Source organism: Streptosporangium sp. NBC_01639, from assembly GCF_045209755.1.
Taxonomy (GTDB): domain Bacteria; phylum Actinomycetota; class Actinomycetes; order Streptosporangiales; family Streptosporangiaceae; genus Streptosporangium.
This window is the reverse complement of record NZ_CP109272.1, coordinates 3836492-3862343: the sequence shown is the minus strand read 5'-3', so window position 1 is coordinate 3862343 and position 25852 is coordinate 3836492. Positions and strand designations below refer to the sequence as shown.

Annotated in this window: 23 protein-coding genes and 2 pseudogenes; 9 read left to right on the top strand and 16 right to left on the bottom strand. The window is 68.6% G+C overall.

Annotated elements, in window-relative coordinates:
* Positions 1-39: 39 nt before the first annotated feature.
* Complete coding sequence (locus OHA77_RS17385) at positions 40-879, bottom strand: undecaprenyl-diphosphate phosphatase (RefSeq protein ID WP_406319081.1); 840 nt, start codon at positions 877-879, stop codon at positions 40-42.
* Between the two features lie 147 nt (positions 880-1026).
* Between OHA77_RS17385 and OHA77_RS17380 the strand changes: the two genes are divergently transcribed.
* Together OHA77_RS17380 and OHA77_RS17375 are read left to right on the top strand one after the other, a co-directional pair.
* A complete protein-coding gene (locus OHA77_RS17380; RefSeq protein WP_406319080.1) occupies positions 1027-1518 on the top strand; it encodes a SigE family RNA polymerase sigma factor in 492 nt (163 codons plus the stop codon).
* A complete protein-coding gene (locus OHA77_RS17375; RefSeq protein WP_406319079.1) occupies positions 1515-2330 on the top strand; it encodes a hypothetical protein in 816 nt (271 codons plus the stop codon). The genes OHA77_RS17380 and OHA77_RS17375 overlap by 4 nt, the downstream gene beginning before the upstream one ends.
* Before the next feature lie 51 nt (positions 2331-2381).
* Here OHA77_RS17375 and OHA77_RS17370 read toward each other — a convergent pair whose 3' ends face one another.
* Complete coding sequence (locus tag OHA77_RS17370; protein ID WP_406319078.1) at positions 2382-3881, bottom strand: M28 family peptidase; 1500 nt, start codon at positions 3879-3881, stop codon at positions 2382-2384.
* A gap of 149 nt (positions 3882-4030) precedes the next feature.
* Positions 4031-5578: a M28 family metallopeptidase gene (locus OHA77_RS17365; RefSeq protein WP_406319077.1), complete on the bottom strand. Its 1548-nt coding sequence runs from the start codon at positions 5576-5578 to the stop codon at positions 4031-4033.
* 245 nt (positions 5579-5823) lie between these two features.
* Between OHA77_RS17365 and OHA77_RS17360 the strand changes: the two genes are divergently transcribed.
* Both OHA77_RS17360 and lipB read left to right on the top strand, forming a co-directional pair.
* The gene (locus tag OHA77_RS17360) at positions 5824-6009 is read left to right on the top strand and encodes a PspC domain-containing protein (protein WP_326819604.1); all 186 of its coding nucleotides are present in this window, start codon (positions 5824-5826) and stop codon (positions 6007-6009) included.
* Positions 6010-6025: 16 nt separating this feature from the next.
* The gene (gene lipB / locus OHA77_RS17355) at positions 6026-6664 is read left to right on the top strand and encodes a lipoyl(octanoyl) transferase LipB (protein WP_406319076.1); all 639 of its coding nucleotides are present in this window, start codon (positions 6026-6028) and stop codon (positions 6662-6664) included.
* Between the two features lie 216 nt (positions 6665-6880).
* Here the strand turns inward: lipB and OHA77_RS17350 are convergent, their stop codons facing one another.
* Together OHA77_RS17350 and OHA77_RS17345 are read right to left on the bottom strand one after the other, a co-directional pair.
* Positions 6881-8437, bottom strand: a complete 1557-nt coding sequence (locus OHA77_RS17350) for an amino acid permease (RefSeq protein ID WP_406319075.1) — start codon at positions 8435-8437, stop codon at positions 6881-6883.
* A 17-nt stretch (positions 8438-8454) separates the two neighbouring features.
* Positions 8455-9417, bottom strand: a complete 963-nt coding sequence (locus OHA77_RS17345; RefSeq protein ID WP_406319074.1) for a phosphotransferase family protein — start codon at positions 9415-9417, stop codon at positions 8455-8457.
* Positions 9418-9492: 75 nt separating this feature from the next.
* Here OHA77_RS17345 and OHA77_RS17340 point away from each other — a divergent pair, with 75 nt between their 5' ends.
* The 3 genes from OHA77_RS17340 to OHA77_RS17330 all read left to right on the top strand — a co-directional run bounded on the left by OHA77_RS17340 (position 9493) and on the right by OHA77_RS17330 (position 13700).
* A complete protein-coding gene (locus tag OHA77_RS17340; protein ID WP_406319073.1) occupies positions 9493-11949 on the top strand; it encodes an FAD-dependent oxidoreductase in 2457 nt (818 codons plus the stop codon).
* A gap of 367 nt (positions 11950-12316) precedes the next feature.
* Positions 12317-13495: a Cmx/CmrA family chloramphenicol efflux MFS transporter gene (locus OHA77_RS17335; RefSeq protein ID WP_406319072.1), complete on the top strand. Its 1179-nt coding sequence runs from the start codon at positions 12317-12319 to the stop codon at positions 13493-13495.
* A 46-nt stretch (positions 13496-13541) separates the two neighbouring features.
* Positions 13542-13700: a hypothetical protein gene (locus OHA77_RS17330; protein WP_406319071.1), complete on the top strand. Its 159-nt coding sequence runs from the start codon at positions 13542-13544 to the stop codon at positions 13698-13700.
* Between the two features lie 27 nt (positions 13701-13727).
* Here the strand turns inward: OHA77_RS17330 and OHA77_RS17325 are convergent, their stop codons facing one another.
* The 11 genes and pseudogenes from OHA77_RS17325 to OHA77_RS17275 form a co-directional block, all read right to left on the bottom strand.
* Positions 13728-14333: an HAD hydrolase-like protein gene (locus OHA77_RS17325; protein WP_406319070.1), complete on the bottom strand. Its 606-nt coding sequence runs from the start codon at positions 14331-14333 to the stop codon at positions 13728-13730.
* Positions 14293-14961, bottom strand: a complete 669-nt coding sequence (locus OHA77_RS17320) for a thymidylate synthase (protein ID WP_406319069.1) — start codon at positions 14959-14961, stop codon at positions 14293-14295. The genes OHA77_RS17325 and OHA77_RS17320 overlap by 41 nt, the downstream gene beginning before the upstream one ends.
* Positions 14962-15012: 51 nt before the next feature.
* Positions 15013-15717, bottom strand: a complete 705-nt coding sequence (locus OHA77_RS17315) for a hypothetical protein (protein WP_406319068.1) — start codon at positions 15715-15717, stop codon at positions 15013-15015.
* Positions 15718-15957: 240 nt separating this feature from the next.
* The gene (locus OHA77_RS17310; RefSeq protein WP_406319067.1) at positions 15958-16320 is read right to left on the bottom strand and encodes an anti-sigma factor antagonist; all 363 of its coding nucleotides are present in this window, start codon (positions 16318-16320) and stop codon (positions 15958-15960) included.
* 217 nt (positions 16321-16537) lie between these two features.
* Complete coding sequence (locus tag OHA77_RS17305; RefSeq protein WP_406319066.1) at positions 16538-20134, bottom strand: discoidin domain-containing protein; 3597 nt, start codon at positions 20132-20134, stop codon at positions 16538-16540.
* A 617-nt stretch (positions 20135-20751) separates the two neighbouring features.
* Positions 20752-21012 (bottom strand): SAV_915 family protein, encoded by a 261-nt coding sequence (locus OHA77_RS17300; protein WP_326819616.1) that lies wholly within the window; start codon positions 21010-21012, stop codon positions 20752-20754.
* 381 nt (positions 21013-21393) lie between these two features.
* A complete protein-coding gene (locus tag OHA77_RS17295; RefSeq protein ID WP_406319065.1) occupies positions 21394-22284 on the bottom strand; it encodes a hypothetical protein in 891 nt (296 codons plus the stop codon).
* On the bottom strand, positions 22277-22600 hold the full coding sequence (locus OHA77_RS17290; protein ID WP_406319064.1) for a hypothetical protein: 324 nt from the start codon (positions 22598-22600) through the stop codon (positions 22277-22279). The genes OHA77_RS17295 and OHA77_RS17290 overlap by 8 nt, the downstream gene beginning before the upstream one ends.
* A gap of 338 nt (positions 22601-22938) precedes the next feature.
* Positions 22939-23304: pseudogene (locus OHA77_RS17285) on the bottom strand (ISAzo13 family transposase); the annotation flags it as partial.
* 75 nt (positions 23305-23379) lie between these two features.
* Positions 23380-23583 (bottom strand): annotated as a pseudogene (locus OHA77_RS17280) (IS3 family transposase); the annotation flags it as partial.
* A 22-nt stretch (positions 23584-23605) separates the two neighbouring features.
* A complete protein-coding gene (locus OHA77_RS17275) occupies positions 23606-23971 on the bottom strand; it encodes a transposase (RefSeq protein WP_406319063.1) in 366 nt (121 codons plus the stop codon).
* Between the two features lie 209 nt (positions 23972-24180).
* Between OHA77_RS17275 and OHA77_RS17270 the strand changes: the two genes are divergently transcribed.
* Positions 24181-24378: a hypothetical protein gene (locus tag OHA77_RS17270; RefSeq protein WP_326819620.1), complete on the top strand. Its 198-nt coding sequence runs from the start codon at positions 24181-24183 to the stop codon at positions 24376-24378.
* A 227-nt stretch (positions 24379-24605) separates the two neighbouring features.
* Positions 24606-25460, top strand: a complete 855-nt coding sequence (locus OHA77_RS17265) for a BTAD domain-containing putative transcriptional regulator (RefSeq protein WP_406319062.1) — start codon at positions 24606-24608, stop codon at positions 25458-25460.
* The last annotated feature ends 392 nt before the right edge of the window (positions 25461-25852 follow it).

Genomic DNA, 25852 nt, shown 5'->3' with positions numbered 1-25852 from the left:
GCCGGAGGTGACCGGCCCCCTTCGGGGCCGGGAGCTCGGTCAGGCCATCGGGTCGAGGACGCCGAAGCTCACCAGGGCGATGATGGCGATGCCGAGGAGGACCCGGTAGATCACGAACCCGGTGAAGCGGTGGGTGCTGATGTACTTCAGGAACCACGCCACCGCGGCATAGCCGACGACGAACGAGATCACGGTGGCCAGGATCGTCGGGCCCCAGGCGGGGGAGTCGGCTTCACCGATCTTGACCAGCTCCAGGAAGCCCGCGCCCAGCACGGCCGGAATGGCCAGCAGGAAGGAGTACTTCGCGGCCTCCTCACGGCGGTAGTCGAGCAGCAGACCGGCGCTGACCGTGCCGCCGGAGCGGGAGACGCCTGGGATCAGGGCCAGCGACTGGGCGAAGCCGTACACCAGGGCGTGCGCGAAGCTGAGGTTCTTCTGCAGCGTGAGCTTGGTGCGCGCGGTGCGGTCGGCCAGCCAGAGGATCAGACCGAAGACGATCAGCGTGGTGCCGATCAGGCGCAGGTCGCGGAAGACGGTCTCGATGCTGTCCTTGAACAGCAGGCCGAGCACGACGATCGGCAGGGTGCCGACGATGATGTACCAGCCCATCCGCGCGGCGTGGTGCGAACGCAGCTCGCGGTTCCACAGCGACCGGACCCAGGTGGAGATGATCTCCCAGATCTCCCTGCGGAAGTAGATGACCACCGCCGCCTCGGTGCCGATCTGGATCACCGCGGTGAACGCGGCACCGGGATCCTGCCAGCCGAAGAACGCCGAGACGACCCTGATGTGGGCACTGGAGGAGATCGGCAGGAACTCCGTCAACCCCTGAACGAGCCCGAGGACCACCGCTTCGAACCAGCCGATCAACTTGGGCACCTTCCGTCCCAGCGCGTGCGTGACGTACGCGAGGCTAGCGGAGCCCGGGGGTTCCCGTGACCCGGCCGCCCGGCTGAGATCGGTGTCAACCGTCCGGCGGGCCCCGGCGGTAGTCATCCGCGAAGCTTCACGTTGGAGGCAAAAGGGATGACTGACTTCGCGGAATACGTCGCGCAGCGGCACGAACGGCTGCGAAGAACGGCGTATCTCCTCACCAGGGACTGGGCGACCGCCGAGGACCTGGTCCAGACGGCGCTGGCCAGGGCCTGGCTCGCCTGGCGGCGGATCGACGGCAACCCCGATCCGTACGTCTACCGGATCATCGCCAACACGCATGCCTCCTGGTGGCGGCGGCGCTGGCGGGGGGAGATCCCCACCGAGGTCCTGCCGGACCGGGCGGTCGCGGGGGACTTCACCGACGGCGTCGGTGACCGGGACGTGCTGTGGACGGCGATCGGCGCGCTGTCGGGCCGCCAGCGGGCGGTGGTCGTCCTGCACTACTTCGAGGGGATGACCCTGGCCCAGGTGGCCGAGGTGCTGAGGTGCTCGGTCGGGGCGGTGAAGAGCCAGCTCGGCAGGGCGCTGGCCCGGCTACGGGTCGACCAGGGGGTTCGGACGATGACGGAGGCGAAGCGATGACCCACACCGAGCACGATCTGCGGGAGCTGCTCACGGAGCGCAGCGGGGGCGGCAGCGGGGGCGCCGCCCGGCTGGAGGAGATCCTCCGCAGGGGCAGGGCGGTCCGGCGGAGGCGCAGGGCGGTGCGCGCGGTCCTCGCCGTGGGAGCGGTGGCGGTCGCGGTGACGGTGCCGTCGTCGCTTCTCAGGGGCGGAGATGGGCAGCTCACCACGGCCGTCGCCGCCGAGCCCACCGCACCCGCCGTGTCCCGAGCGCCCGACCTCCCCCGGCCGGGCAAGGACCTGCCCGCCTCTGTGAACGATGCGTTGAGAGAGAAAATGTCCTTGATCGAGGCGTACCGGTCGGAGACGACAGGGGCACCGTACAGACTGACGTTCCAGCCGACCAGCCGCTTCACCGGGATCCGGGTCGCCTGCGCCGACCCCAGGTCGTGGGTGGTCTTCATCAGGGGGGAGGGGGCCGGACGTTCGTCCTCGGTCACCGACTCCTGCCCGTCCGACGTACGGCCCTCGCGGCGCGACGACTCCGACCGGCTGTCCGCCAAGTATGACGAGAGCTCGACCCCCGCCGACTGGACCCAGAAGGAGCAGACCATCACCGTCTGGGTGCTCCCCTCCGACGCTCCCGTCATCAGCATGTCTGATATGTCACGTAAGGGATGCGAGGTGCCGGGCAGTAAGAGCGGTAAGTGTGACGGGAAGTACTCCATGAGAGCCCTCGTGGATCCGAAGGTCGTCGACCGGCTGACCGCCGAGCTGGGGACCCGGCCGGGGCGCTGGGCGGTGGGGGTCTACGACCGGGCCGCTTCCTGACCTCCGTGACGGGTACGGCTCCCGCCTCGCGGGCGGGAGCCGTACGTGCGTCTACCGGGTGATCTTGACGTCGTCGACGCCGGCCTCGACGAGCGAGGCGCCGGAGGCGTCGGCGGCCTCGATCAGGACGCGGACGGTCTGCCCGGCGTAGGAGGAGATGTCCACGCTGGCGGCGGCCCAGGCGCCGTTGCGGTTGGCGGCCGCGCCGAGCTGCTGGAACACCTGGGTCGTGGTGGAGCCGACGACCTTGACGCGCAGGTAGTCGGCACTGGAGGCGTTGGAGCCGTGCGCCAGATACCAGGAGAAGCCCAGCTTGAGCGTCCCGCCCGACGGCAGGGTGACGGCCGGCGACTGGATGGTCGTGGTGCCGCCGTCGACGTCGTGATCGCCGGCGGCGGCGCCCGCCAGCGGACCGGTGACCAGGTCGTTGACGCCGCTGACGGTGGTGCCGAGCTGCTTGGCGCCGCTGGAGGTGGTGGCCGCGGGGTCACCGCGCTCCCACCGGCCGAGAGTGGCGGTGTCGGTGCCGCCGGGGTTGGCGGTCCAGCCGGTCGCCGTCTCGAAGGTGTCCTGCCAGACGGTCACCGGCGGGGTGGCCGTGGCGGTCGTCCACACCGCGTAGGCGATCGCGTCGGCGTTGCGGTTCAGCGCGGTGTCGTCGATGTTCGCCGTGGTGTCGCACACGCGGTGGTAGCAGGGGTCGAACGCCTGCCCCGCCGTACCGCCCCAGAGGGTGGCCTGGGCGCTGGACTTGATGCCCTCGGCCCCGGTGAACGTGCCGCCGGCCGGGATGCCGACGCTGATGAACGGCCCGTAGTCGGAGCGGCCGTCGAAGTCGGTGCCCCGGGTGGGCACGCCGATCGAGGAGAAGTAGGCCGCGAGCGTCGCCTCCAGCTGGGCGGAGCCCGCCGGGCCGGGGCCCGAGCCGACGCCGTCGGAGTTGTCGCCGTCGTAGAGGAAGTAGCCGGCGTTGGGCGAACCGACCATGTCGAAGTTCAGGTAGCCCTTGATCTTGGACCGTTCGGCGGCCGGGAGGTTGTTGACGTAGTACTGCGAGCCGCGCAGACCCAGCTCCTCGGCGCCCCACCAGGCGAAGCGCAGGTGCTTGGTGGGCGCCAGGGACTGGCGGGAGACCTCCAGGGCGGTCTCCAGGATGGCGGCGCTGCCGGAGCCGTTGTCGTTGATGCCCGGCCCCGCGGTCACGCTGTCGAGGTGTCCGCCGACCATGAGGATGTCGTCGGGGTCGCCCCCCGGCCAGTCGGCGATGACGTTGTAACCGGTCGCGCCGTTGTAGGAGAACGACTGCAGGGTGGTGGTGAACCCGGCGCCGTCGAGGAGGCCCTTGACGTAGTTCGCCGAGGCCAGGTAGCCGGGCCGGCCGTGGGCGCGGTTGCCGCTGTTGGCGGTAGCGATGGACTGGAGCTGGGCGAGGTGCGCCTTCACGTTGGTCAGCGAGATGTCCGGTGGGACGGCCGCCGACGCGGCCGGTGCGGTGAGCGCCAGGGGGATGGCCAGGATCGCCGTCATCCCGATGGTCCACAGGTTGCGCATCATGCTCCTCGGGTCGGAGGGTGTGGGGGGTCCCCGAGCGGCGCGCACCCCGGCCGGGATGCGCGCCGTACAGCGTGGTGGTGCGCAGGGCGATGTCCCGCGGATCCGCCGCCTGCCGCGGTCGGCGGGGCGGGATCCGCGGGACGGGCCTAACGGGCCGAGCCCTCGGGCGCGGGAGCGACGGTGGCGGACTTCATGAGGGTCGTCGCGTCACGGTCGGGAATGCCGGAGAGGTCGTAGGCGTAGCGCGCGGTGGCGTAACCGATCGCCCGGGAGTTGCGGTCGAGCGCGGCGGCGTTGATGTTGGTGATGGTGTCGCAGGCGGAGTGGTAGCAGACGTCGTAGGGAACGTCCGCGGTGCCGCCGAACCTGGCGGCCTCCTCGGCGGTCTTGATGCCCTCGGCGCCGGTGAAGATGCCGCCGGCCGGGATGCCGTTGGCGATGAACGCGCCGTAGTCGGAGCGGCCGTCGAAGTCGGTGCCCTTGAAGCCCAGGCCCCGCCTGCCGTAGAACTTCTCCAACAGCTTCTCGATCGCGGCCGAGCCCGCCGGGCCCGCTCCGGCGCCCTCGGCGTCGGAGTCGTCGCCGTCGTAGAGGAAGGTGACGTCGTTCGGCGAGGCGACCATGTCGAAGTTCAGGTAGAGCCGGATCTTGTCCCGTTCCGCCTGGGACAGGCCCGCGACATACTGGTCGGAGCCGAGCAGACCGAGCTCCTCGGCGCTCCAGAAGGCGAACCGCACCTTGTTCTGCGTGGGCAGGTGGGCCAGCTTCAGCGCGGTCTCCAGGATGGCGGCGCTGCCGGAGCCGTTGTCGTTGATGCCGGGGCCCTCGGGGACGCTGTCCAGGTGGGCGCCCACCATCACGACCTCGTCCCGATCACCCCAACGGGAGTCGGCGATGAGGTTCCTGCTCCGGCCGACCGTGGTCTTGGCGTCGACCTTCAGGTGGACGGTCGTGCCGGGGGTGTCGGCCAGGTCGAGGCCGACGGCGGCGCTGGTGATCACGATGGGGAAGCCGAAGCGCCACTCGCGGATGTCGAACACGAGCGGGTCGGTACGGCCCGGCTGGCCCTCGTTGAAGAAGATCACGCCGGCCGCGCCCGCCGCCTTGGCGTTCGTGGCCTTGTCGACGAACGGGCAGGTGCCGCGCTGGATGAGGGCGATCCGGCCGGGCACGAACCCGGCGAAGTCGGCGGCCTCGCACCCCGCGGTGGAGGTGTTGGGAGTCGGGGGCACCGGGATCACCGCGTCGACCACCTGGACCTGCGCGGTGACGTCCCCGCCGCTGGAGGAGACGACGGTGACGAAGTCGGCGGGGTTGGCATAAGTCCTGGCCTCCGGCGTGACCTGCTGCAGGACCGAGGGAGAGGACTCCTCCCAGCTCACCGGGAACTCCACGTCGGTGGTGGAGACCTTGTATCCGGCCCTGCTCAGCTTGTCCTTGACGTAGGCGAGGGACGCGTCGTATCCGGGCGTGCCCACGGCGCGCGTGCCGCCGTTGGCATCGGCGATCTGCTGGAACTTCTCCAGGTGCTTCTGGACGTTCTTGCCCTTGACCTGGGTGGACAGGGCGGTGGCCAGGACGTCGGAGAGGCCGGGCGTGGCCGCGCTCGCAGGCGGGGTGAAGACGAGCGGAAGGGCGATGGCCGTGACCAGGGTGGTGGTCCGGACAAGGCTGCGTCGTAGGTGCAGGCGCATAACGCTCCTTGGGAGGGGAACTCGGGGGGATCCCGTGCCGGTGAGGGCTTCCGTGCTAAGGCGGAACGTACCGTGACCGATCGACTTCGCCTAGACCCACTGACCCGGGGTCACACGGGTGGTTACCCGGCGTGTCGGGCCGGAGGCGGCGACCCTGTCAGGGTTTTCTCAGGGGTGTCCCGGGAACGTGGGTGTCTTCGCCCTTCGTTCATACAGGTGAGAAACCACGATCCGGGGAGAAGAAAATGCGTCGTTCGAGAAACCACAAGATAATCGCCGGCGTCTGCGGCGGGATCGCCGACAGCCTCGGCTGGTCGCCCACGGTCGTCCGGGTGCTGTGGCTGCTGCTCTCCCTCATCCCGGGGCCGCTCTGGGTCGCCTACGTGCTGATGTGGATCTTCATCCCCAAGGCTCCGGCAGTCCGGTATTGAAAATATGCTGGGGGATATGAGGCGACGTCCCCTGTCACTGGTCCAGGACGACCTGGTCGACTACGAGAAGGCCATGGAGCGGATGACCGACCTGGTCGGTCGGCGGCAACGGGACGAGTGTCCCGACACGCTCTGGCTGCTCAGCCATCCCCAGGTCTACACCGTCGGCAGGCGGACGCTTGAGCAGCACCTGCCCGACCCGTCCCACGGCATCCCGGTCGTGAGCACGGGTCGCGGCGGGCAGCTCACCTACCACGGCCCCGGCCAGCTGGTCGGTTATCTGATCGTCAAGCTCGGCGAGGACGAGGGGATCGTCGACTACGTCCGCGAGGTCGAGCTCCGGCTGGTCCGCGCGCTCGGCGCGTTGGGCGTCCCGGCCGAGCGCAGGGACACCCCGCCCGGTTCCGAGCTGCTCACGGGGGTGTGGACGGCGGAGACCGGCCGGAAGATCGTATCGATCGGCATGCGGCAGAGCCGGAGCGTGACCAGCCACGGGTTCGCCCTCAACGTCGAGGGCGACCTGACCCCGTGGGACTGGGCGGTGCCCTGCGGCATGCCCGAGGTCGACATGACCTCACTGAGCCGGGAGGCTCCCGCCGCCGCGGGCATGGAACGGGTCCGGGCCGCGGTGGCGGAGGCCTTCGAGGCGAGCTGACCCGTGGGACCGCCTCCGGGGTGAGCCGGTGGCGGTTCCTACGGCGTGCCCGCGGCCGTACGGCCCCGCGATCCGCTCCTGGCGGGGAACGGTCAGCCGATCGGTTCTCCACCCAGTTGTACGGTCCTGTGATCCGCTCCCTGGCGGGGAACGGTCAGCCGATCGGTTCTCCGCCCGCCCGTACGGCTCTGCGATCCGCTCCCCGCCGGAGGGCGGTCAGCCGATCGGCTCGTCCGCGTCGACCGTACGGCGTGGCCCGGTGAACCAGTGCCGGGCCGACAGCGCCCACCACAGGCCCACGCCGAGGACCATCAGTCCGACCACGATCGGCGCGTAGTTGACCGCCGTCCAGGTGAACGTCTCGTCCCCCGGGGTGGCGGGGTCGTCCTTGTTGAACGGCACTCCCGCCGGGGCCAGCGGCATGATGAAGTAGACCGAGACCACCGCGATCTCGATGACCGCGATCCAGCACATGACCTTGTACTTCGCGCCCAGCGTCCACGGGCCCGGTTCGAAGCGGTCTCCCATCCTCAGCCGCAGCCAGATCGGGATGGCGAAGGCGATGTAGAGGCCGATGACCGCGACCGACACCACCGCGTAGAAGGCCAGCGGAGTCCCGGTCGGGGCCTTGTAGAGGGCGGGAAGGGTCAGCAGGAGCGCCGCGCCGCAGCCGAACATGATCGCGTTGACCGGGGTCCGGTTCCTGTCCACCTTCGACCAGAGCCGCCAGCCGGGGATGCCGCCGTCCCGCGAGAACGCGTAGGTCATCCGCGACATCGAGGTCACGCAGCTCATCCCGCAGAAGAACTGCCCGATCGTGGAGATGCCGAAGATCACCGTGGCCAGGACCGGGGTGAGCGACGAGGTGAAGACGGCCCCGACGAAGCCGAACTCCTTGTTGACCGCGTCCACGTCATTGGCCGCGAACAGGAACGCCAGCAGGAGGACCCAGCCGCCGATCGCGGAGTAGAAGATCGACTGCCAGAGCCCCCGGGCCGCGGCCGTCGAGGCCCCCTGGGTCTCCTCCGAGACGTGCGCGCAGGCGTCGAACCCGGTGATCGTGTACTGGGTCAGCAGGAAGCCGAGCGGCAGCACGTAGAACCAGAACGACGTGTCGGAGAAGCCGGAGTTGTTGAAGTGCTCGGTGAACACGAACGACAGCGACTGGTGCCGTTCGGGGCCGAAGATCAGGATCGCCACCACCACGGCCGCGCCGAACACGTGCCACCACACCGAGACGTTCTGCAGCACCGAGATCAGCCGGTGGCTGAAGATGTTGATCAAGGCGTGCAGCACCAGGATGATCACGAAGAGGACGAAGGTGTTGCCGAGGGAGACCTCGAAGCCCTCGGCGAACCGGTTGACGGTGATGTTCATGAACGTCGCGCAGCCGTAGTCCACCGAGGCGGTCACCGCGATCAGCCCGATGAGGTTGAACCAGCCGGTGAACCAGCCGTGGACCGGTCTGCCCAGCTTGGCCGCCCACCAGTAGATGCCGCCGGCGGTCGGGTAGGCCGACACCAGCTCTGACATGCACAGGCCAATGATCAGGATGAAGACCGAGATCAGCGGCCAGCCCAGCGAGATCGCGATCGGCCCGCCGTTGTTCCACGCCTGGCCGAAGGTGGTGAAGCAGCCGGCCAGGATGGAGATGATCGAGAAGGAGATGGCGAAGTTGGAGAAGCCGCTCCACGATCGGGAGAGCTCCTGTCGGTAGCCGAGTTCGGCGAGTCTTCTAGTGTCGTCGTCCACGGGTGGCACTGGCTTGGGCATGCAAGCCTCCTCGCGTCTTACCTGGGGGGTTTCGTCCCGGGAGCCGGGGGTGGGGAACCCGGGGTGACCGGCGTGCGCCCACCCCGGACGTCGTCGACGAGCCGCCCGAACCCCGGGTCGTCCAGGTCCCGTACGGCCCGCTCGAACTTGCCGGCGGCCTCCGCGTCGTAGTCGAAGTCGGCCGCCGCCGCCTGCTCGCCCAGCAGCCCGTGGTGCACGGCGAACCAGAGGGACCAGGCGAGGTTGGAAACGATCAGGTTGATCCGGACCCTGGCGATCAGCCGCCGGTCGTCCCGGCCGAAGTAGGCGCGGGTGAGCCGGGCGGTCAGATCCGGGTCGTAGTCCGCCTCGGCGGCGATGTCGCCCAGCTCGAAGGCCGGGTCGTTGTTCCCGGAGAGCTGGTAGTCCACGATCCTGATCTCCGGGCCGCAGCGGATGAGGTTGCCCGGCAGCAGGTCGTTGTGGCAGGGCACGGCCGGCAGCGGGTCGGCGGCCAGTGCCTGCTCGATCTCCGCCACCACCGGCACCCTGTCCTGGTAGCCGTCGGGTATCGGCAGCGCGTGGGTATGGCAGAGGGTGAGGAACTCGCCGAGCTTGCGGAAGATGGAGAAGTCGTTGACGAACCGGGGCCCGGCGTGCAGCCGGCGGCAGGCGGCCGCGATCGGCCCGGGAAGTGTCCGCACGCCGTGCGCGTCCAGGGTGGTGCCGTCGAGATACTCCAGGAGCAGGGCGTCGGGCATCCGGCGCAGGACCCGGGGACCGACCCCGGTCTCGGCCGCGCGGAGCGTGTTGGCGATCTCCTGGTCGAGCGGGATGCCGAGCCCGGCGTCCGCGACCCTCGGGTCGAGCACCCGGAGCAGCCACCGCTGCCCGTCGGCCGTGTCCAGCCGGGCGATCCGGTGGCTGAGCCCGCCCTTGATCGGCGTCGCGGCGACGGGCTGCCCGGCCCATTCACGGACGTCTGCGAGAGCATCTGGCATGCCACACTCCTTTGGCCTACCTTCAGACCATTGATCCGATTTTGCGGGCGAGTTGTTACAGAGGGGTTGCCGACCTTGAAACTTCCCAACTCCGCGCGGGCCGTCGTGATCGGCGGTGGGGTGGCCGGCTGCAGCGTGGCCTACCATCTGGCCCGGCTCGGCTGGAGCGAGGTGATCCTGGTGGAGCGGCACGAGCTGACCGAGGGCACCACCTGGCATTCGGCCGGATTCGTGGGGCAGCTCCGCTCGACCGTCACCCAGACAAAAATGATCATGTATTCGGCCGGTCTCTATCCCGAACTGGCCGAGCTGACCGGCATGGACCCCGGCTGGCGCGGGGTGGGCGGCCTCCGCCTGGCGACCACACCCGATCGGGTGGAGGAGTCGCTGCGGCTGGCGGGGGCGGGGGAGACCTACGGCCTGGACCTCTCGGTGATCTCCGGCGCCGAGGCGAAGGAGATGCTGCCGCTGCTGGACGTGCGCGACGTGCGGGCCGCGCTCTGGCTGCCCGGCGACGGCTGGCTCGATCCGGCGCTGCTGGCCGGGGCGCTGGCCGCCGGAGCAGAGAAGTCGGGCGTGCAGATCTTCACCGGGACCCGGGTGACAGGCCTCGACGTGGTGGGCGGTGAGGTCTCCGGGGTCCGCCTCGCGTCGGGTGCCGAGGAGTGGTCGGTGCAGGCCGACACCGTGGTCATCGCGGCGGGCGCGGCCAGCGGACAGGTCGGGCGGCTGGCCGGAGTGGACATTCCGGTTGTGCCGATCAAGCACCAGTATGTCGTCACCGAACCTTTCGAGGTTCCCTCTTCTATGCCCACGGTCCGGGACCCGGACAACATCGTCTACTTCCGCCAGGAGGATGGCGGCATCCTGGTCGGGGGGTACATCCGGACTCCGGAGACGTGGGACACGGACCGTCCGCTGGCGGAGCCCCGGACGTTGTTCGACCCCGATATGCCGAAATTTCAGGAATCGTGGGAGTCGGCGGTGCGGCGCGTCCCCGCGCTGGGCCGTACCGGGATCGTGAAGGTCGTCCACGGCCCGGAGGCGTTCACCCCGGATGGCGAGTTCCTGCTCGGTGAGACCGCGGTCCGCGGCCTGTGGGCGGCGGCCGGGTTCTGCGTCCACGGCCTGGCCGCCGCGGGCGGCGTGGGCAAGGTCATGGCCGAGTGGATCGTGGACGGCTCGCCCGAGTACGACGTGTTCGGCATGGACCTGCGCCGGTTCGGGGCCCATGCCCGGTCCGCGTCATGGGCCCGAGCCAGGGCGCTCGACTCCTATTCGACGTACTACGACATCGTCTACCCCGGCGAGGAGCGCACCGCCGCCCGGCCGCTGCGCCGCTCCCCGGCGTGGGTACGGCATGCGGAACTGGGGGCGGTGTTCGGCGAGAAGGCGGGCTGGGAGCGGGTCAACTGGTTCGAGTCCGACGCGGACCCGTCGCCCGGGGCGGAGGGGCGGCCGGACGGGTGGGCCGGGCGGATCTGGTCTCCGGCCATCCGGCGGGAGTGCCTGGCCACCCGGGACGCGGCGGGGCTCTTCGACCAGACCTCGTTCTCAAAGCTCGAAATATCAGGACATCAGGCCCTGGTGCGGCTGCAGCGTGTCTGCGCAGGGCAGCTCGACCGGCCTCCCGGCTCGATCGTCTACACCCAGCTCCTGAACGACCGCGGCGGCATCGAGGCCGACCTGACCGTCACCCGGCTGGCCGAGGACCGCTTCCGCCTGGTCACCGGCACCGCCTTCGGCGTCCACGACGCGGCCTGGCTCCGTGGCCACGGCCTCGACGTCCGGGATGTCACCTCCGCGCACGCCTGCTACTGCCTGTGGGGCCCGCGCGCCCTGGACATCCTCGGCACCCTGTCGGACGACGATCTGACCTTCGGATACATGCAGGCCAGGGAGATCAGCGTGGGGAACGTCCCGGTGCTGGCCCAGCGGGTGACCTTCGTGGGCGAGTTCGGCTGGGAGCTGTACTGCCCGTCGGAGTACGGGCTCACGCTCTGGGACACGCTCATGGCGGTGGGCACGCCGTACGGCATGCGCCCGGCCGGCTACCGGGCGATCGACTCGATGCGGCTGGAGAAGGGCTACCGCGTCTGGGGCATGGACATCACCCCGGAGACCACCCCGATCGAGGCGGGTCTCGGTTTCGCGGTGGCCCGTGACAAGGACTTCCTGGGCCGGTCCGCGCTGGCGGCCGCCACCCGGCCCTCCCGTCCGGACGGTCCCGACGGTGCTCCGCACGGTGGCGCACCCACCCGCCGCCTGGTCTGCCTCGTCCTGGACGACCCCCGCCAGGTGTGCCTGGGCGGGGAACCGGTCCGTGCCGGTGGCGAGCCGGCCTCCCGGGTGACCAGCGGCGGATACGGCCATCGGGTGGAGCGCTCGATCGCCTACGCCTACCTGCCCGCCGACACCACTCCCGGTGACCGGGTCGAGGTGGGCGTCACCGGCGCCTGGATCGGCGCCACCGTCACCGCCGAGCCCCTCTACGACCCGGCCGCGGACCGCGTCAGGCGCCTCCCGGCCTGATGCGCCCGATGGGATGCGACTCCCACCGGACGGCCCTCCGCAGGCGATCACACGTGCCGCCGGCAGCCGGGCCGCGGCCTTCCTGCCAGCGGGCTGATTGTTGCGGGCCAGGACGTTGACGATGTGCTCGAATGGCTCGTCGCCGGGAGGAGGACCGATGTGCGCAGCGTGGTTCGACTGAGTATTGTGCTTGCCATGTCGAGCCCAGAGGCATCCAAGGTGGGGGCTTTCGGTCACCCGTCAGCCCCCTGAACCACTGAACGGTCCTGTGCCGCTGCATGATGGCGGCGAATGACAGGAGTAGTCGGGCCGCTGACCGCGGTGACGAGACGTCTCAGCTGATCTCTCATCGCCTCGGAGTTCCTCGATGCCTCTACCTCTCTATCTGCTTGCCGTGGCGCTCTTCGCCATGGGCACGTCAGAATTCATGCTCGCCGGCCTGCTGCCGGACATCGCCGCAGACTTCGGCGTTCCGGTTGCGACGGCAGGACTGCTCACCTCGGCTTTCGCCATCGGAATGGTGGTGGGCGCCCCGCTCATGGCGGGGCTTGCGCGCCGGTGGCCACGGCGATCCAGCCTGCTGGGCTTTCTCGGCCTGTTCCTGGCCGCACACGTCCTCGGTGCCTGCACCGGCAGCTTCACCGTTCTGCTCGCCACCCGGATCATCGCGGCGCTCGCCAACGCCGGCTTTCTGGCGGTCGCCCTCACCGCCGCCGCCGACCTGGTCCCTGCCGACCGGAAGGGCCGGGCCCTGGCCGTCCTGCTGGCGGGCACCACGGTCGCCACCATCGCAGGGGTCCCCGGTGGCGCCTTGCTGGGGACCCTGCTCGACTGGCGCGCCGCCTTCTGGGGAATGGTGATGTTGTGCCTACCCTCGGCGCTCGGCGTAGTGCGTGGCGTTCCCGCCGCGACAGGACGGCCGGACGAGCCGGCAGGCCCGGAGCTACGTCGGGAGCTCACCGAACTACGGCGTCCGCGACTGGTCCTGGTCCTGCTGCTGGGCGCGCTGGTGAATGCCGCAACTTTCGGCACTTTCACCTTCCTCGCTCCGATCGTCACCGATGTCGCCGAGCTGGATCCGCTGTGGGTCTCTGTGGTGCTGGTGCTGTTCGGCCTGGGGTCCTTCGTCGGCGTCACCGTCGCCGGGCGGTTGTCCGACCAGCGGCCCGGTGTCGTCGTCGCAGTCGGTGGGCCGCTGCTGCTCGGCGGCTGGGTCGCCCTCGGCCTCACCGCGGTCAACCCGATCGCGCTGCTGCTCCTTGCGTTCACCCAGGGTGCGCTCTCCTTCGGCCTCGGAAGCACGCTGATCGCCCGCGTGCTGTATGAGGCTGCGGGAGCGCCGACCATGGCGGGCTCCTACGCCACCGCTGCTCTCAACATCGGTGCTACCGCCGGTCCTGTCATCGCCGCCGCCACGTTGAACACCTGGTTGGCCGAACGGGGACCCGTCTGGGCCAGTGGTGCCCTGGTCGCCGTCGCACTCCTCCTCGCGCTGCCCTTCCGTCGGGCCCTCGAACACCGCAAGCACGAGGGGAGGATGCGATGACGCACCGCACCGCGCCATTGAACATCGAGGATTAACGGATCTTCGATTGCTCGCCGCGGCGGGGCTGCACGGTCACGAACATGCGCTCGACGCCATGGTGTGCGCCACCGCGTTGTGCCTTCCCGGGCCGGTGACCGTGCTGACCTCCGACGTCGGAGACATCACGACGATCAGCCAGAACCGCCTGCGCATCGTGAAGGTCTGACTTCGGCCGTTTCTCCCGGCGAAATCGCTAGACGGTCTCCAGGCAGGTGGCGGTCCGGTGGACGGGGATGCCGGGAGCGGACGGCGCCCGCGTACGGTTCACCCAGCAGAAATCCACCCCGGCGGCCTGCGCGCAGCCGCCGTCGCTCGCCGGGGAGTCGCCGACCATGAGCGCGTCACCGGTCTTGGCCTCCAGCAGGCTCAGGGTGTGGTGGAGCAGCTCTCCGTCGGGTTTGCGCAGGCCCACCTCGGGCGCGATCACCACGTGTTCGAAGAATCCGCCGATCCGGGTACGGCGGAGCTTGGCCCGCTGGACGTGGGCGATGCCGTCGGTCACCAGGGCCAGCCGGAAGCGCCGGGAGAGCCGCCGCAGGGCGGCCCTGGCCTCGGGGAACAGGGACACGTTCCGGCCGAGTGCCTCCTCGAAGGCGACCGCGACCGACGGGAGGGCGCCCAGCTGGGCCCAGCGTTCCAGCCGCAGCTCGGCGAGGGTGATCCGGTGTTCGCGGTAGGCCGCCCAGAGCGGCTCGTTGGCGGAGTGGAACCGCGCCAGGAACTCGGCGCGGCCCATCCGGAAGAAGCGATGGTGGATCTCATGAAGCGCGCCGCGCTCCGTCCGGGCGTAGTCGACCACGGTCCCGTCCAGATCGACCAGCAGGACCTGGTAACGCTGCTCCCTCGCCGGGCCCATCGCGCTCCGACAGCCGGAGGATCTCCTCGACCGTCGCCGCGTCCACGGCATAGATGTGAGGAACGTCGACGAAGACCCTCATTGGTCCACAACCCACTCCGAGGTCGTCGGCGACCTCGCTCTGGATACTACGCAGCGGCACGTAGTTCAGATAGGAGGTGAACACGTTCTGCGACCGGAAGGCCGCGGTCATCACCAGCCGCCCGTCGCGGAGCCGGAAGGCCAGACTGGTCAGGCAGGGCACCGCGTCGGGGGGCTCGCCCGGGACGGTGAGGGAGATCCAGCCGCTCTTGCTGTACGGCTTGGCGCGCAACACCTCGGCCACCCAGTGGAGCTGGTCGACATCGAGGAGCCGGCGGAGCCGGCCGCCGTAGCTGTATTTGAAAGGAGGGACGATCGCGCACTCGCTGAACTTGCTGGCGTAGAGCGGGATCTTCCCCGGGTCGCCGTAGGTCTCCAGGATCGGATCGTCCCAGCCGAGCTCGGCGATTTCGAACAGCACCGCCTGGGTTTCGACGATCGGGCCCCGGTCGTCCTCGGCGGGCCTGCCGTTGGTCCTTACGTGTCGCATCAGCCAGATCCACGTCTCCCCACAAGACGTGAATCTGAGGAGGTCGGGCATTCAGGTCTCCACGTTGGGGAAATGGAATGGGTTGTGTGGGAGCCGGCGCTGCCGGGAGACGTTGGCGCGGACGTAGTAGACGAAGTAGTGCACCAGCGCGAGCAGTCCGATGATCACCAGGAGCAGGGCGGTGTTGGGGGTGGAGCCGACCATGCCGAGCACGCCGACCGCGAGGTAGGCGCTGTTGACCAGGGCCAGCATCATCACGTTGGTCCCCGGCCAGGCGAGCGGCGCGTAGGTCTCCGGGTAGCGGGGGTCCACCGGCAGGTTGGGGGTCCAGCCGAGGGCCGAGAAATGGTCCTTGAGCTGGACCACGTAGAGCAGGCGGAAGTTGTTGAGGGCGCGCGCCGTCCGCATGTGCGCGTTGACCGCCTCGATCAGCCGCAGGAACGGCAGGATGTTCAGTAGTCCGAACGCGGCGACCATCGCGAACAGATACCACGGCACCCCGCCCCAGGAGGTCAGTGCCGCCGGGTTGATCACTTTTGCGCTCGCCAGCGCTATGGCGGCGGCGAACGGGGCGGCGAGCAGGCTCATGGATAGCCTGGTCATTTTGAGCCGTTCGTCCTTGGCGGCGAGGTAGACATGGTAGGTCCCGCTGAAATCCACGGCTACGAGCTGGAGGAAGTCCTTCGGCTCCACGGGCAGGTTGTCGAGCCTCTCGGGCAGCGACTCCGCGGTCATACGCGGCAACATCTTCCGCATCGGAACCCACTCTCGGGGCTGGCGGACGTGCGCAGTAAGCCAATTTTGACGCACTTGTTGGCTTTTTGGGCGTTATTCGGCAGATCTCCGGCAACTTCGCGGAATCCACTCCCGATCGAACCGGTGACGTCGAGAGGCCCTGCTCTCCAGGGAGCCGTCCGTCATCCGGTCCGCTCCGGAGACCGGAACGACCATCCGCCTGCACGTCGTCATCCCGCCTGCCGAATCCCGGGCCCTGCGTCACCCGTCCCGCAGTGCCTCCTCCACGGAGGCGGACACCGTGAAGCGGGACAGGAGCCCGGTCATGGCCAGCATGTGGCGCAGCGTGCGGCTCACCCCGGTCAGCACCAGGCGGGTGCTGCCCTCCTGGCTCCGCCGCAGGATCCACAGCAGTTCGGCGAGCCCGGTGGAGTCGCAGAAGGTGAGTCCGGCGAGATCGAGGATGAGCGGCGGCATGGGATCGGTGCCGCTCCACACCTGCGTGAGCTCCCGCCGCAGCATGGGCGCGTAGCCGTAGTCGAGATCTCCGGCCGCGTGGATGACCATGGCGGTGCCATGCGAGCCGGACGAGATGGAAAGCGCACCCGCGCCTTCGGTTGACATCGGGAACTCCTTAGACCCGCAGTTCACAGGGCGGGCGTTCCCTCCGTCCTATCAGGTATACGAGCTCGTCGGGTCCCGATGGCCGGAGAACCATGAGAACCGACATGTTTTCGATGCACGGAAAGCGTTTCAGCGGTACTCGCGGTGGGGGAGACGGCAGATGCCGCCGGGAGGTCGAACCTCCCGGCGGCACCTGTTTCCCGCCGATCCGGACTTCCTAGGGGTTGGTGGTGATGGTGAAGGTCGACGTGGTGTTCTTCACGTTCGTCGCGTTGTTGCTCAGCTTCAGGTTGTTGAAGGTCACCGAACCGACCGCCGGCCCCTGGCCGGGCTCCGGCAGCTCGTTGGCCCAGATGCCGAACCCGGACTTGGCGTCGTAGGCGTCACCGCTCTTCTGAGCACCCGAGATCGAGATGTTCGTGAAGACCGTGTCCTTGACCGGGAACTGCGGCTGGCCTCCCACGTAGTTCGTCTGGAACATGATGCCGCTGTAGGTCGGGTCCACGATGTCCACGTCGCTGACGCGGATGCCCTGGAAGACCTTCGAGGCGGAGAAGACCCAGATCGCCGGGAAGGTCTGCGCGCCCCAGAAGTGGCCGCCGGCCCGGACGATGGAGATGTTCTCGAACTTCGTCGGCGGGTCGGCGCCGAAGCCGTTCATCGGGTAGCCGAAGTCGAGCGAGCTGATCGTGATGCCGGAGTAGACCAGCGTGTCGGCGATGTAGATGTTCCGGAAGACGTTGTCGTATCCGCCGTAGACCGCGACACCAGCGGCGCGCCAGGTCAGGATGGACGTCAGGTTCTCGTAGACGTTGCCCTTCATGTCGGCTCCGCCGGCGTCGATGGCCGAGAACAGCGCGAAGCTGTCGTCGCCCGTCGCGCGGGCCTCGTTGTTGACGACGTGGTTGTCCGTGCTGCCGTTCGTCATGTTGATGCCGTCGGCGAACATGTTGCGGATGCGGGAGTTCTTGATCGTCACACGGTCGGTGTTCGCCCCCCAGTAGAGGCAGACCATGTGCTCGTTCCAGATGTTGTCGATCACCACGTCGGCGACGTTGGCGAAGTCGAACACCTTGCCCGGGCCGTCGATGCGCGAGGTGTAGTTACCGAAGTAGGCGAAGTTCGCGAACGAGGAGCCGTTCGCCGTTCCCTCGGCACGGAATCCGATGTCGGTGTTGTCCTGGGTCGTCGGAGCGCGGAACTGGGTGTACCACGGACCGGCGCCGACCACCTTGACCGCCTTGCCGTACACCTGGAACTTGCTCGCCGTCTGGTAGGTGCCCGGCGGCAGGTAGACGCCGACCAGGGCGCCCGTGGTGTCCATCCGCACCTTGTCGAGCGCGTTCTGCACGTCCTGGTGGGTGAAGCCCGCGGGGACCGTGTACTTGGCGGGATCGGGGTTGGCGATGGGCGCGACCTGTTCGAGGTTGATGAAGTCGATCGCGTACGTCGTCGTGTTGGCGGGGTCCTTCTGCAGCCTGATCTTGCTGCCGGCCGGGACGGTCGTCCCGAGCATGACGTTGGCCTCGTCGTAGATGTGGCGCGGTCCGCCCGCCCCCGGCGAGTTGCCCGGGCCCGCCTCGTTCCCGTACAGCCAGGCGTACTTGGAGGTCAGGTTCACGGGCTTGAGGAAGGTGCCGTTGACGTAGATGTTGAGCGTCGAGTCGATCCCGCCGCCGCCCGCCGAGTCGGGGATGGAGAAGCGGGTGACGAGGGTGTTCGTGCTGGCCCTGGTCGTGAACTCGACGTAGCTGCCGTTGGAGTTCAGCGTCACCGCCCTGCGGCCGGAGGCCTCGCCCGCCGGGCTGCCGATGTCCCTGTTCGGGCCGACGACGGCCGCGCCGCCGCCGACGACGGCGTCCTCGGCCTCGTACATGTCGTAGGGCATGTTGGCGCCGCGCCCGACGAAGAACGACTGGGTGCCGGTGTTGTTCTGCCGTTTCACCGGCAGTTCGTTGGCGTCGTCGGCCAGCACCGTCTTGACGGTGTACTTGCCGTTGGCGGCCGTCCAGGTGCCCAGGGTGACGGGGCCGGCGGTGGCGCCGGCCGCGATGACGCCGCTGGAGGAGCCGGTCAGAGTGCGGACGACGGTGCCCGCGTCGTTGACGACCGTCAGCGTGATGCCGTGGGCGCCGCTCGCGGACGCCACGGTGCCCTGGTTCTTGATCACCGTGGAGAAGGTGACGACGTTGCCGCTCGCCGGGGTACCCGGCGTCCAGCTGGTCGTCGCGACGAGGTCCGAGCTGGCGACGGGCCTGACGACGAGCGAGGACGGGTTCGTGTAGCCGTTGTTCGTCTCGTTCTGCTCGATGACGCTGCCGGCCTCGTCGACCTTGGCGCTCAGCGGGTAGGTGCCGGCGTCACGGGGGCCGATATCGGCGGTGACGGTGGCGGACGCTCCGGCCGCCAGCGCGCCGACGGAGGCGGTGCCGGCCTTGGTGGTGCCCAGGTAGAAGTTGACGCTCGTCGCACCGGAGGCCGCCGTCCCGGCGTTCTTGACCGTGGCCGAAAGGGTGACGGAGTCGGTCTCGACCGGAGCCGTGGGAGACGACGACATGCCGGTGATCGTCAGGTCCGGGTTCGGCGCCGCCGTACCGATGACCTGGAACTCGGCGACCTGGCCTGCGGGCGCACCGGAGTTCGTGGTGATCTTGAGTTGGACGTCGGCGGCCGTGCCGGCGACCGGGATCGTCACGGTGTTACCGGAGGCGGGATTGAAGGTGTAGACCGCCGCCGACGACAGGTTGGTGAAGGAGGACGAGCTCTGCTCGCGCCCGAGCACCTGGATGGTCTGCGTGCGGGTCGCCCAGGCGCTGTCGGGGTTCAGCTTCAGCACCACCGAGCTGACGGAGGCGTTCGCTCCGAGCTGCACGGTCAGCGTGTTGGGGTAGCCGCCGCCGTTGCCCTCCCAGTAGGTCGTCACGTTGTTGTCGTTGGCGTTCGCGGCCACGAAGGTGTGGACCGTGCCCGACGCGGTGATCGGCTTGCCGACGGCCAGGTTGGAGCCGCCTCCGCCGCTGCCGGTACGGGTGACGGTGTTGCTGTTGGACGACTGCTTGCCCGAGGCGTCCTTGGCCCTGACGTAGTAGGACACCGTCGCGGTGGCCGGCTGGGTGTCCGTGTAGGTCAGGACGTTGCCCGCCACGCTCGCGCGCAGGGCGTTGTTGGCGTAGACGTCGTAGCCGGTCACGCCCACGTCATCGGTGGAGGCGTTCCAGGTCAGCCTGATCTGGCCCGAGGCGGGCTCGGTGTAGGCCAGGTTCGACGGCGCGGTCGGCGCCTGCGTGTCGCCGCCGGTGGGGCCGTACACCTCGAACTCGGACAGCTGGCCGGCCGGCCAGCCCGTGTTGGCGGTGATGTTCAGCCGTATGTACCGGAGGGCGGTCGCGGTGAAGTTGATCGTCACCGTGTTGCCGGTCGCCGGGTTGAAGCTGTAGCCCGCGGACGCCACGACGACGGAGGTGGGCGAGGAGTCGTTCGTGCTTCCCAGCACCATGAGGGTCTGCGTCCTGGTGGCCCAGTCCGTCGCCGGCGGCAGCTTCAGGACGATCCTGTTGACGTTGGCCGCGGCCCCGAGGTCCACCTGGGTCCACTGCGGGAAGGCGTTGTTGGCGCTCTCCCAGTAGGTGGACGCGTTTCCGTCGTTGAGGTTGCCGGCCGTGTAGGGGGCGTTGACGCTGGCCGCCGAGGCCGGCTTGCCCACTGCCAGGTTGGTGTCGGCCGAGGCCGGGGAGGCCGCCCCGAACAGGGCGAGCAGGCTGGCCGCGAGCACTGCCGCCGTCAGCCGTAACAACGTTGCGTGCCTACTTCTCATCGCTTTCAACTGCCTCTTGTCTGGAAGGACAGGTGCGGTGCGGAGGCCACGACCTCCGGGGGCCGCCTTCGGCGGCGGCGTCAGCTGTTTCCGACCGGGCCGCGGAGGCCGTGCCGGGGTCGTTGCGAAGGTCCTAGTAGGGGGCGCCTACGCCGTCGGCGTCTGCTGCTCGCAGTCGTCGCGGCGGCGACCGCATGCTCAATGCCGTAGCCGACATCGCCTGAGGCCTCTCCGTGGGGGGCGGAGTGGTGCGTGGACACGGCGCGTCCCTGCGCCAAATTGCAAGGAGCGGCGAGAAAGTAACTATGTTCTGCAAAAATCTTGCAGCGCGATGGCCAAATGTTAACTACGTGCTACAGCCGCGTCAACGGCTGGAAAAGATTGTTTGTTATGGATATCGCCCCGATGGCGACCCTGGTCGGCGAAGGGCCGGTCGAGGGCCCGGCGGGGACCGGGCGGGGATCGGTCGAGGGCCGGGCAGGGACCCGGTGGGGCCGCCGACGATCACGGGCGGGCGGCCGCCGGAAGCTCCACGTCCTCGGTGAGGATGCCTCCGGCTTCACAGTGAGGGCCGATCACGGTCGGCTGCGACTCCAGATCTTGCTCAAGGACGCACATCACGCGGCCTGAGAGGAGGTCCGGGGCATCGTCCCGGCGGGGTCGATCACGATGCCGGTGACGTCCAGATCGTTGATCATGCGTCGGAGCGCGGGCTCACTGAGGCGGATCCAGTGCTGGTCGGCGCCGAGCACCTTGGTCAGGCGCATCGGGGAAGAGAACGCCGCCGCCGTCCTTGCGCCAGAGGGGCTCCGGAACAGGCGCAGCGACAGGGCGAAAGCGCCTTCGCGGACCGGGACGTACAACGGGGTTTCCGACATGACTTCCTCCTGCTGACAACTCATGCAACAGGAACGTTAGGCCCGGCCGGAAGTCGATGACGTGATCACTACGCGATCCATATGGGAAGGGCGGAAGAGCTGACGCTGTTCTGACGTGAACTGCGCTGACCTGCGAACACATGGTCCCGGCCCGCGCCCGGTCCTGGTCGGCGCGCCGTACCGGACGGGCTGCCCGCCCATGGCCGGCGGCCTGCCGGGAGGATCGCGGGCAGAGCACGAGAGAACCGGCTCCGGACTTTCGTCGCGATCGTTCGATGACCGGAACGGGGCGGGCGGCGGCTTTCCTCGATCGACCCCACCGGCTGCCACCTCCGCGAACCGGACATCGGGCTCGTCAACGCCGCTGTGCCGAGGTCCTGCCTAGATCCCGAGGACTGTGCGGATGACGTCGCGATCTTTCTCCTTCTCCGCATGAGAAAGCAGTTCGTAGGGGAGGCGCTGTTCCTTGCTGGCCCAGGAACCGTTGCGGTCGAACCACCTGTCGTGCACTACCGAACTCGCCTCCTCCATGAACTCCTCGCTCCGGATGTTCCTGCCGCTCGCACGTGCCTCGTCGACGAGCTGGACACCGATGCGCGCGGACTCCCGGTTCTCGTGCTTCCAGTCGGCGGGCAGAGAACGGTAGCGGGTGTTGGCGATGTCGACCTGATCGGTGCCGTGCTTCTTGATCCAGGCTGCGTCCGTGGTGGTCTTCACCCTGGGATCGTAGGTGTTGTCGGAAAGCTTGCGTGGCGCACGCCATTTGTCGTGGAAGCGGCTGGCGATCTTTTCGACCCTGCGGTTGGTCAAGGTCGTGGACATGCCTCGCATCAGTGCGCCGATGCGGGCGATGATCTCACGCAACCTGAACGAGAATTTGGCGGCCAGCGCTCTCAGCCTGGGCAGGAGCTGAGGCGCGTATACGAGGGCTGCGATGGCAAGCAGTGCCAACCCGGCCAGCGATCCGCCGACCCAGACCAGTACGCCTCGGGTGAACCGCAGGGTGTCGGCGGTGGCCGACAGGCGGTGGGCGAGGTCTTCAGCGGTGCTGGCGGTTCCATCGCGGCCGGTCACGTGGGCGTTCGCCGCGTCGGCGGCCGGACCGCTGTTCGCCGAGGCGAGCCGGAGGGCTTGCCTGCTCTCGGTGGCAAGGGCCTGGTGACGTGCGGCGGCCTCGTCCAGTTCGGTGATGTGCCGATCGATGGCATCCAGGTCAGGCAGGGGCGGGACACCCAGCAACGCCAGCCCGCCTGCTACGGCCTGCTCAGTCACGCGTGCCCGCCGTCGCGCGTGAGCTGTCGGTGAGCTCGCCGTTGGCGAGTTCGGTTTCCATGTTGACCACCGCCATGGCGATCTGTCCGGCTCCGGCGTGATCGAGCGAGTCGGCGAGCTGTTCGCACGAGGCGTGGAGACTTGCCCTGAGCTCGCGGTAGCCGGCGGCGAATTCTTCGTACGGCAGTGGCGCCTCGTCGGCGAAGCTCAGCCCATTGACATACGCCGTATGCTCGCCGGCCAATCTGCTCATCGCCCTGCCGGAGGAGTCACGCCCGTCCGCGTCGATCGTGATTCCGGTTGTGCGCCCGGTCATCCCGAGATCCTCTTGAGAACGTCCCAGTTCGTTCAAGGGGCACCTCCTTTTAGCATGATCGCAGCGAGTGTAGACGAGCGAAGAGTCACAGTCGATGGCGAGTGGTGGCGGAGGTGCAGGGTCGCGGATGCATGACCTCTCTGGCTGGGCTGCCGGCCTCGCCGCCCTGGACACTTGGATCCGCGGCCACTGGGCGATCGAAAACCGGCTCCACTACGTCCGCGACGTCACCCGCAGCCTGACCTCCTCGGCCTCACGTGATCAGAGAACCGGACGAACCTCCACCACGCCGGGGCCCTGGGAGCTGCCGATCAATAACTCCTCGATCTTGGTGAGGATTACGGGAGCGTGAGGTCGTGTCCGGCGATCGCGGCGAGTTGTTGTGCCGTGGTCACGGTGAGGGCGCCGGCCGGGACCGTGTGCCCGAGCGCGGTGAGCACGGGGGTGACTTCCTGGAGGGTCGCGCCGATTCTGCTCTTGGCCAGGTCGGTCGCTTTGGCGAGAGCGGTATTCGTCATGGACCAGCGCTTCTTGAGGAGAAAGACGACGAACTGGTCGGCGACGGAGAGTCGTCTGCTGCCAGCGCCGGGGCCTCCGTCGGGACGTTTCCCGGGCAGGAAGATCGGTGGGTGCTCGGTGCACCAGGCTTGGTAACGGGCGGCGAGATCGTCGAAGGCGGCGGGCTCGAGTCCGGTGAGGTCGGGAATGGTGGTGCGGACGCGTCGGCGCAGGCGGATACCCATGATGGAGAACTTGCGCATCACGCGGGCCACCCGCTTTTCGTTGATCTTTCGGCCGTCGGCACGCAGCTCGGCGGTCACCCGAGGTGAGCCGTAGGCGCCGTCGGAGTCGGCGTGGACGGTACGGATCTCGCCGGCCAGCGTCTGATCGGCTGCCTCACGCGCGGCACGGGCCTCGGCGCTGTCTCGCCACTTGTAGTAGCTGGAACGGTTCAGGCCTAGGACCCGGCACAGCCGCTTCACGCCGAAGGCGAGATGGTGGTCGTCAACGAACTGGAAGCGGTTCACCAGTTTGTCTTCCCGGCGAAATACTTGGCCGCCTTGCGCAGGATGTCCCGTTCGGCGGCCAGCTTCCGCTCGCTGGCCTCCAGTTGACGGACCGCTCTTCTAGTTCCCGGATCCGCTTGGCAGCCGCGTCGCCGCCGCCGACCGGCAACGGGTCCCGTGCAGCGGCCCGGGCTGGCGCCGGTGGGACGCCGCTCCTCTCACGCGCCCGCAGCACCCACGCGCGCAGGCTGCCCCGGCTCACGCCCAGGTCGGCGGCGATGCCCTTGTAGGTTGCCCCCTCAGTGGACTCGTACAAGGCCACGGCATCGGCCCTGAACTCGTCCGAGTAGTCCTTTAACGCCATCGGCGGTGTCTCGCTTCCTCTGGATCAAGCAAGATCCAGTATCAGCGTGTCCACCAAGCGGGGGGAGGTCCCGTGCAGGGCTGTGAGCTGCCTGTTCCTGCTCAGGCTGGAACAGCGGGACAGGCGGAGGCCCCGCGTTGTGTACTGAATCCGTGCCTACCTCAGGTACGGGCGGAGATCACACCGCAAGAGTGACGAGAGGTGACGACATGACCAAGACGACGCTCAAACTCGCCGCGATCGGGTTGCTGATCGCAGCCGGAGTCGCCCTGACCGCTGGCCCGGCAGCCGCCAAGGACGACTACTACCCCAGCACGGGCGGGATCGCCCCCATGGGCGACGACTACTGGCCCCATACCGGCGGAATCGCCCCGAAAGACGACTACTACCCCAGCCACGGCGGGTGAGCGCCGGGCTGCATTCGCGGCCTGGGGCTTGAGCAAGGCCAGGCTCGCGCCCTGTCAAAAGGAGTGCGAGCCTGGCGCGCAAGGCATGAGCGGCCCTTGACACCCCTACCGGTACGCGAAATATGCGTGCTCAAACACGTTCATTGACCGTCCTTCAATTACGGAGGTTCGATGCTCTACATCGCAGGCGATCGGCTCGAAATCGTCGGGAGGATCGGGGCATTAGCATGCTGAACTCTGGGGTGGGAGGACAGGTGGAGTTCCGGCTATTGGGTGCCATGGAAGTGCTCAAGGACGGTACTCGCGTCAACCTCGGTGGGGCACGAGAGCAAACCCTGCTTGGTGTGCTGCTATTACATGCGAACGAGCCCGTGAGCGTCGGGTATCTCGTCGAATCTGTGTGGGATCGCCCGCTGGCATCTCCGGAAACGAACCTGCGGAGCTATGTGTCCAGGCTGCGCCGCCGCCTGCATGCGGTCCTGGATGGCGGAGACCGGCTGCTCACCCGCAGTGGTGGCTACCTGTTCGTGGTTCAGTCCGGTGAACTGGACGCCGAAGTCTTCGAGAGGTTGCTGGACGATGCCGAGCGCGAGCTCGCTGCCGATGACTTGCCTCGGGCGGTGACGGCACTGCGGCAGGCGGTAGGACTGTGGCAGGGCGCACCCATGCAAGGCGGCCGAGCGGGGCCTGCGCTGCGTTCGGAGCTCACCCGGCTGAGCGAGCGGAGGTTGTGGGCGTTAGAGCAGTACCACCATACGAGAATCCGGCTCGGCGAGCACGCGGCGGCCTCCGACGACCTGCACTGGCTCGTCACGCATCACCCCCTGCGCGAGGAACTCTGGGCCCTGCTCATGGTCGCGCTCTACCGGTCCGGTCGCCGCGCCGAGGCACTGGATGCTTACACGCGCGTTCGAAGGCGGCTGGCCGACGAGCTTGGCATCGCTCCAGGGCCCCGGCTTCGGCAACTCCACGCCGCGGTCCTGCACGACGATCCCGTGCTCGCGCTTCGTCGGCCGATCGGTGACCTGGCGGAGCCCGAACCACAGCCGACATACCTCTCCAGACAATCACAGCCGACGTAGCTCCCCAGACCTGCCTCAGTCCAGCTCATAGTCGATCTCTAGGATTGATCGCCGTCCTCGGTGACGCTGCTGTTCATCGATTCTGCGCCAACCGCTTAGGGCGTCGATCCGATGCCGATCATTGGGGCGGTGCCGCTCGTTCCCGTCCCGGCTATCGGTGTGAGCACCGTGGTCGCGATCCGGCTGTCCCGGCCCGTGCGGACGCTCACCTACGCGACCCGGCCCATCCACGAAGGCGATGGCTCGGCCTACAGAGCCACAGCGAGATCGGCCGGTTGGCCTCCGCGTTCAACGAGATGGCCGACCAGCTGGAGCGGATGGGGCAGCACGCAAGGACATGGTGAGCAACATCTCACACGAGTTGCGCACGCCACGCAGCAACCTTTTGTCGG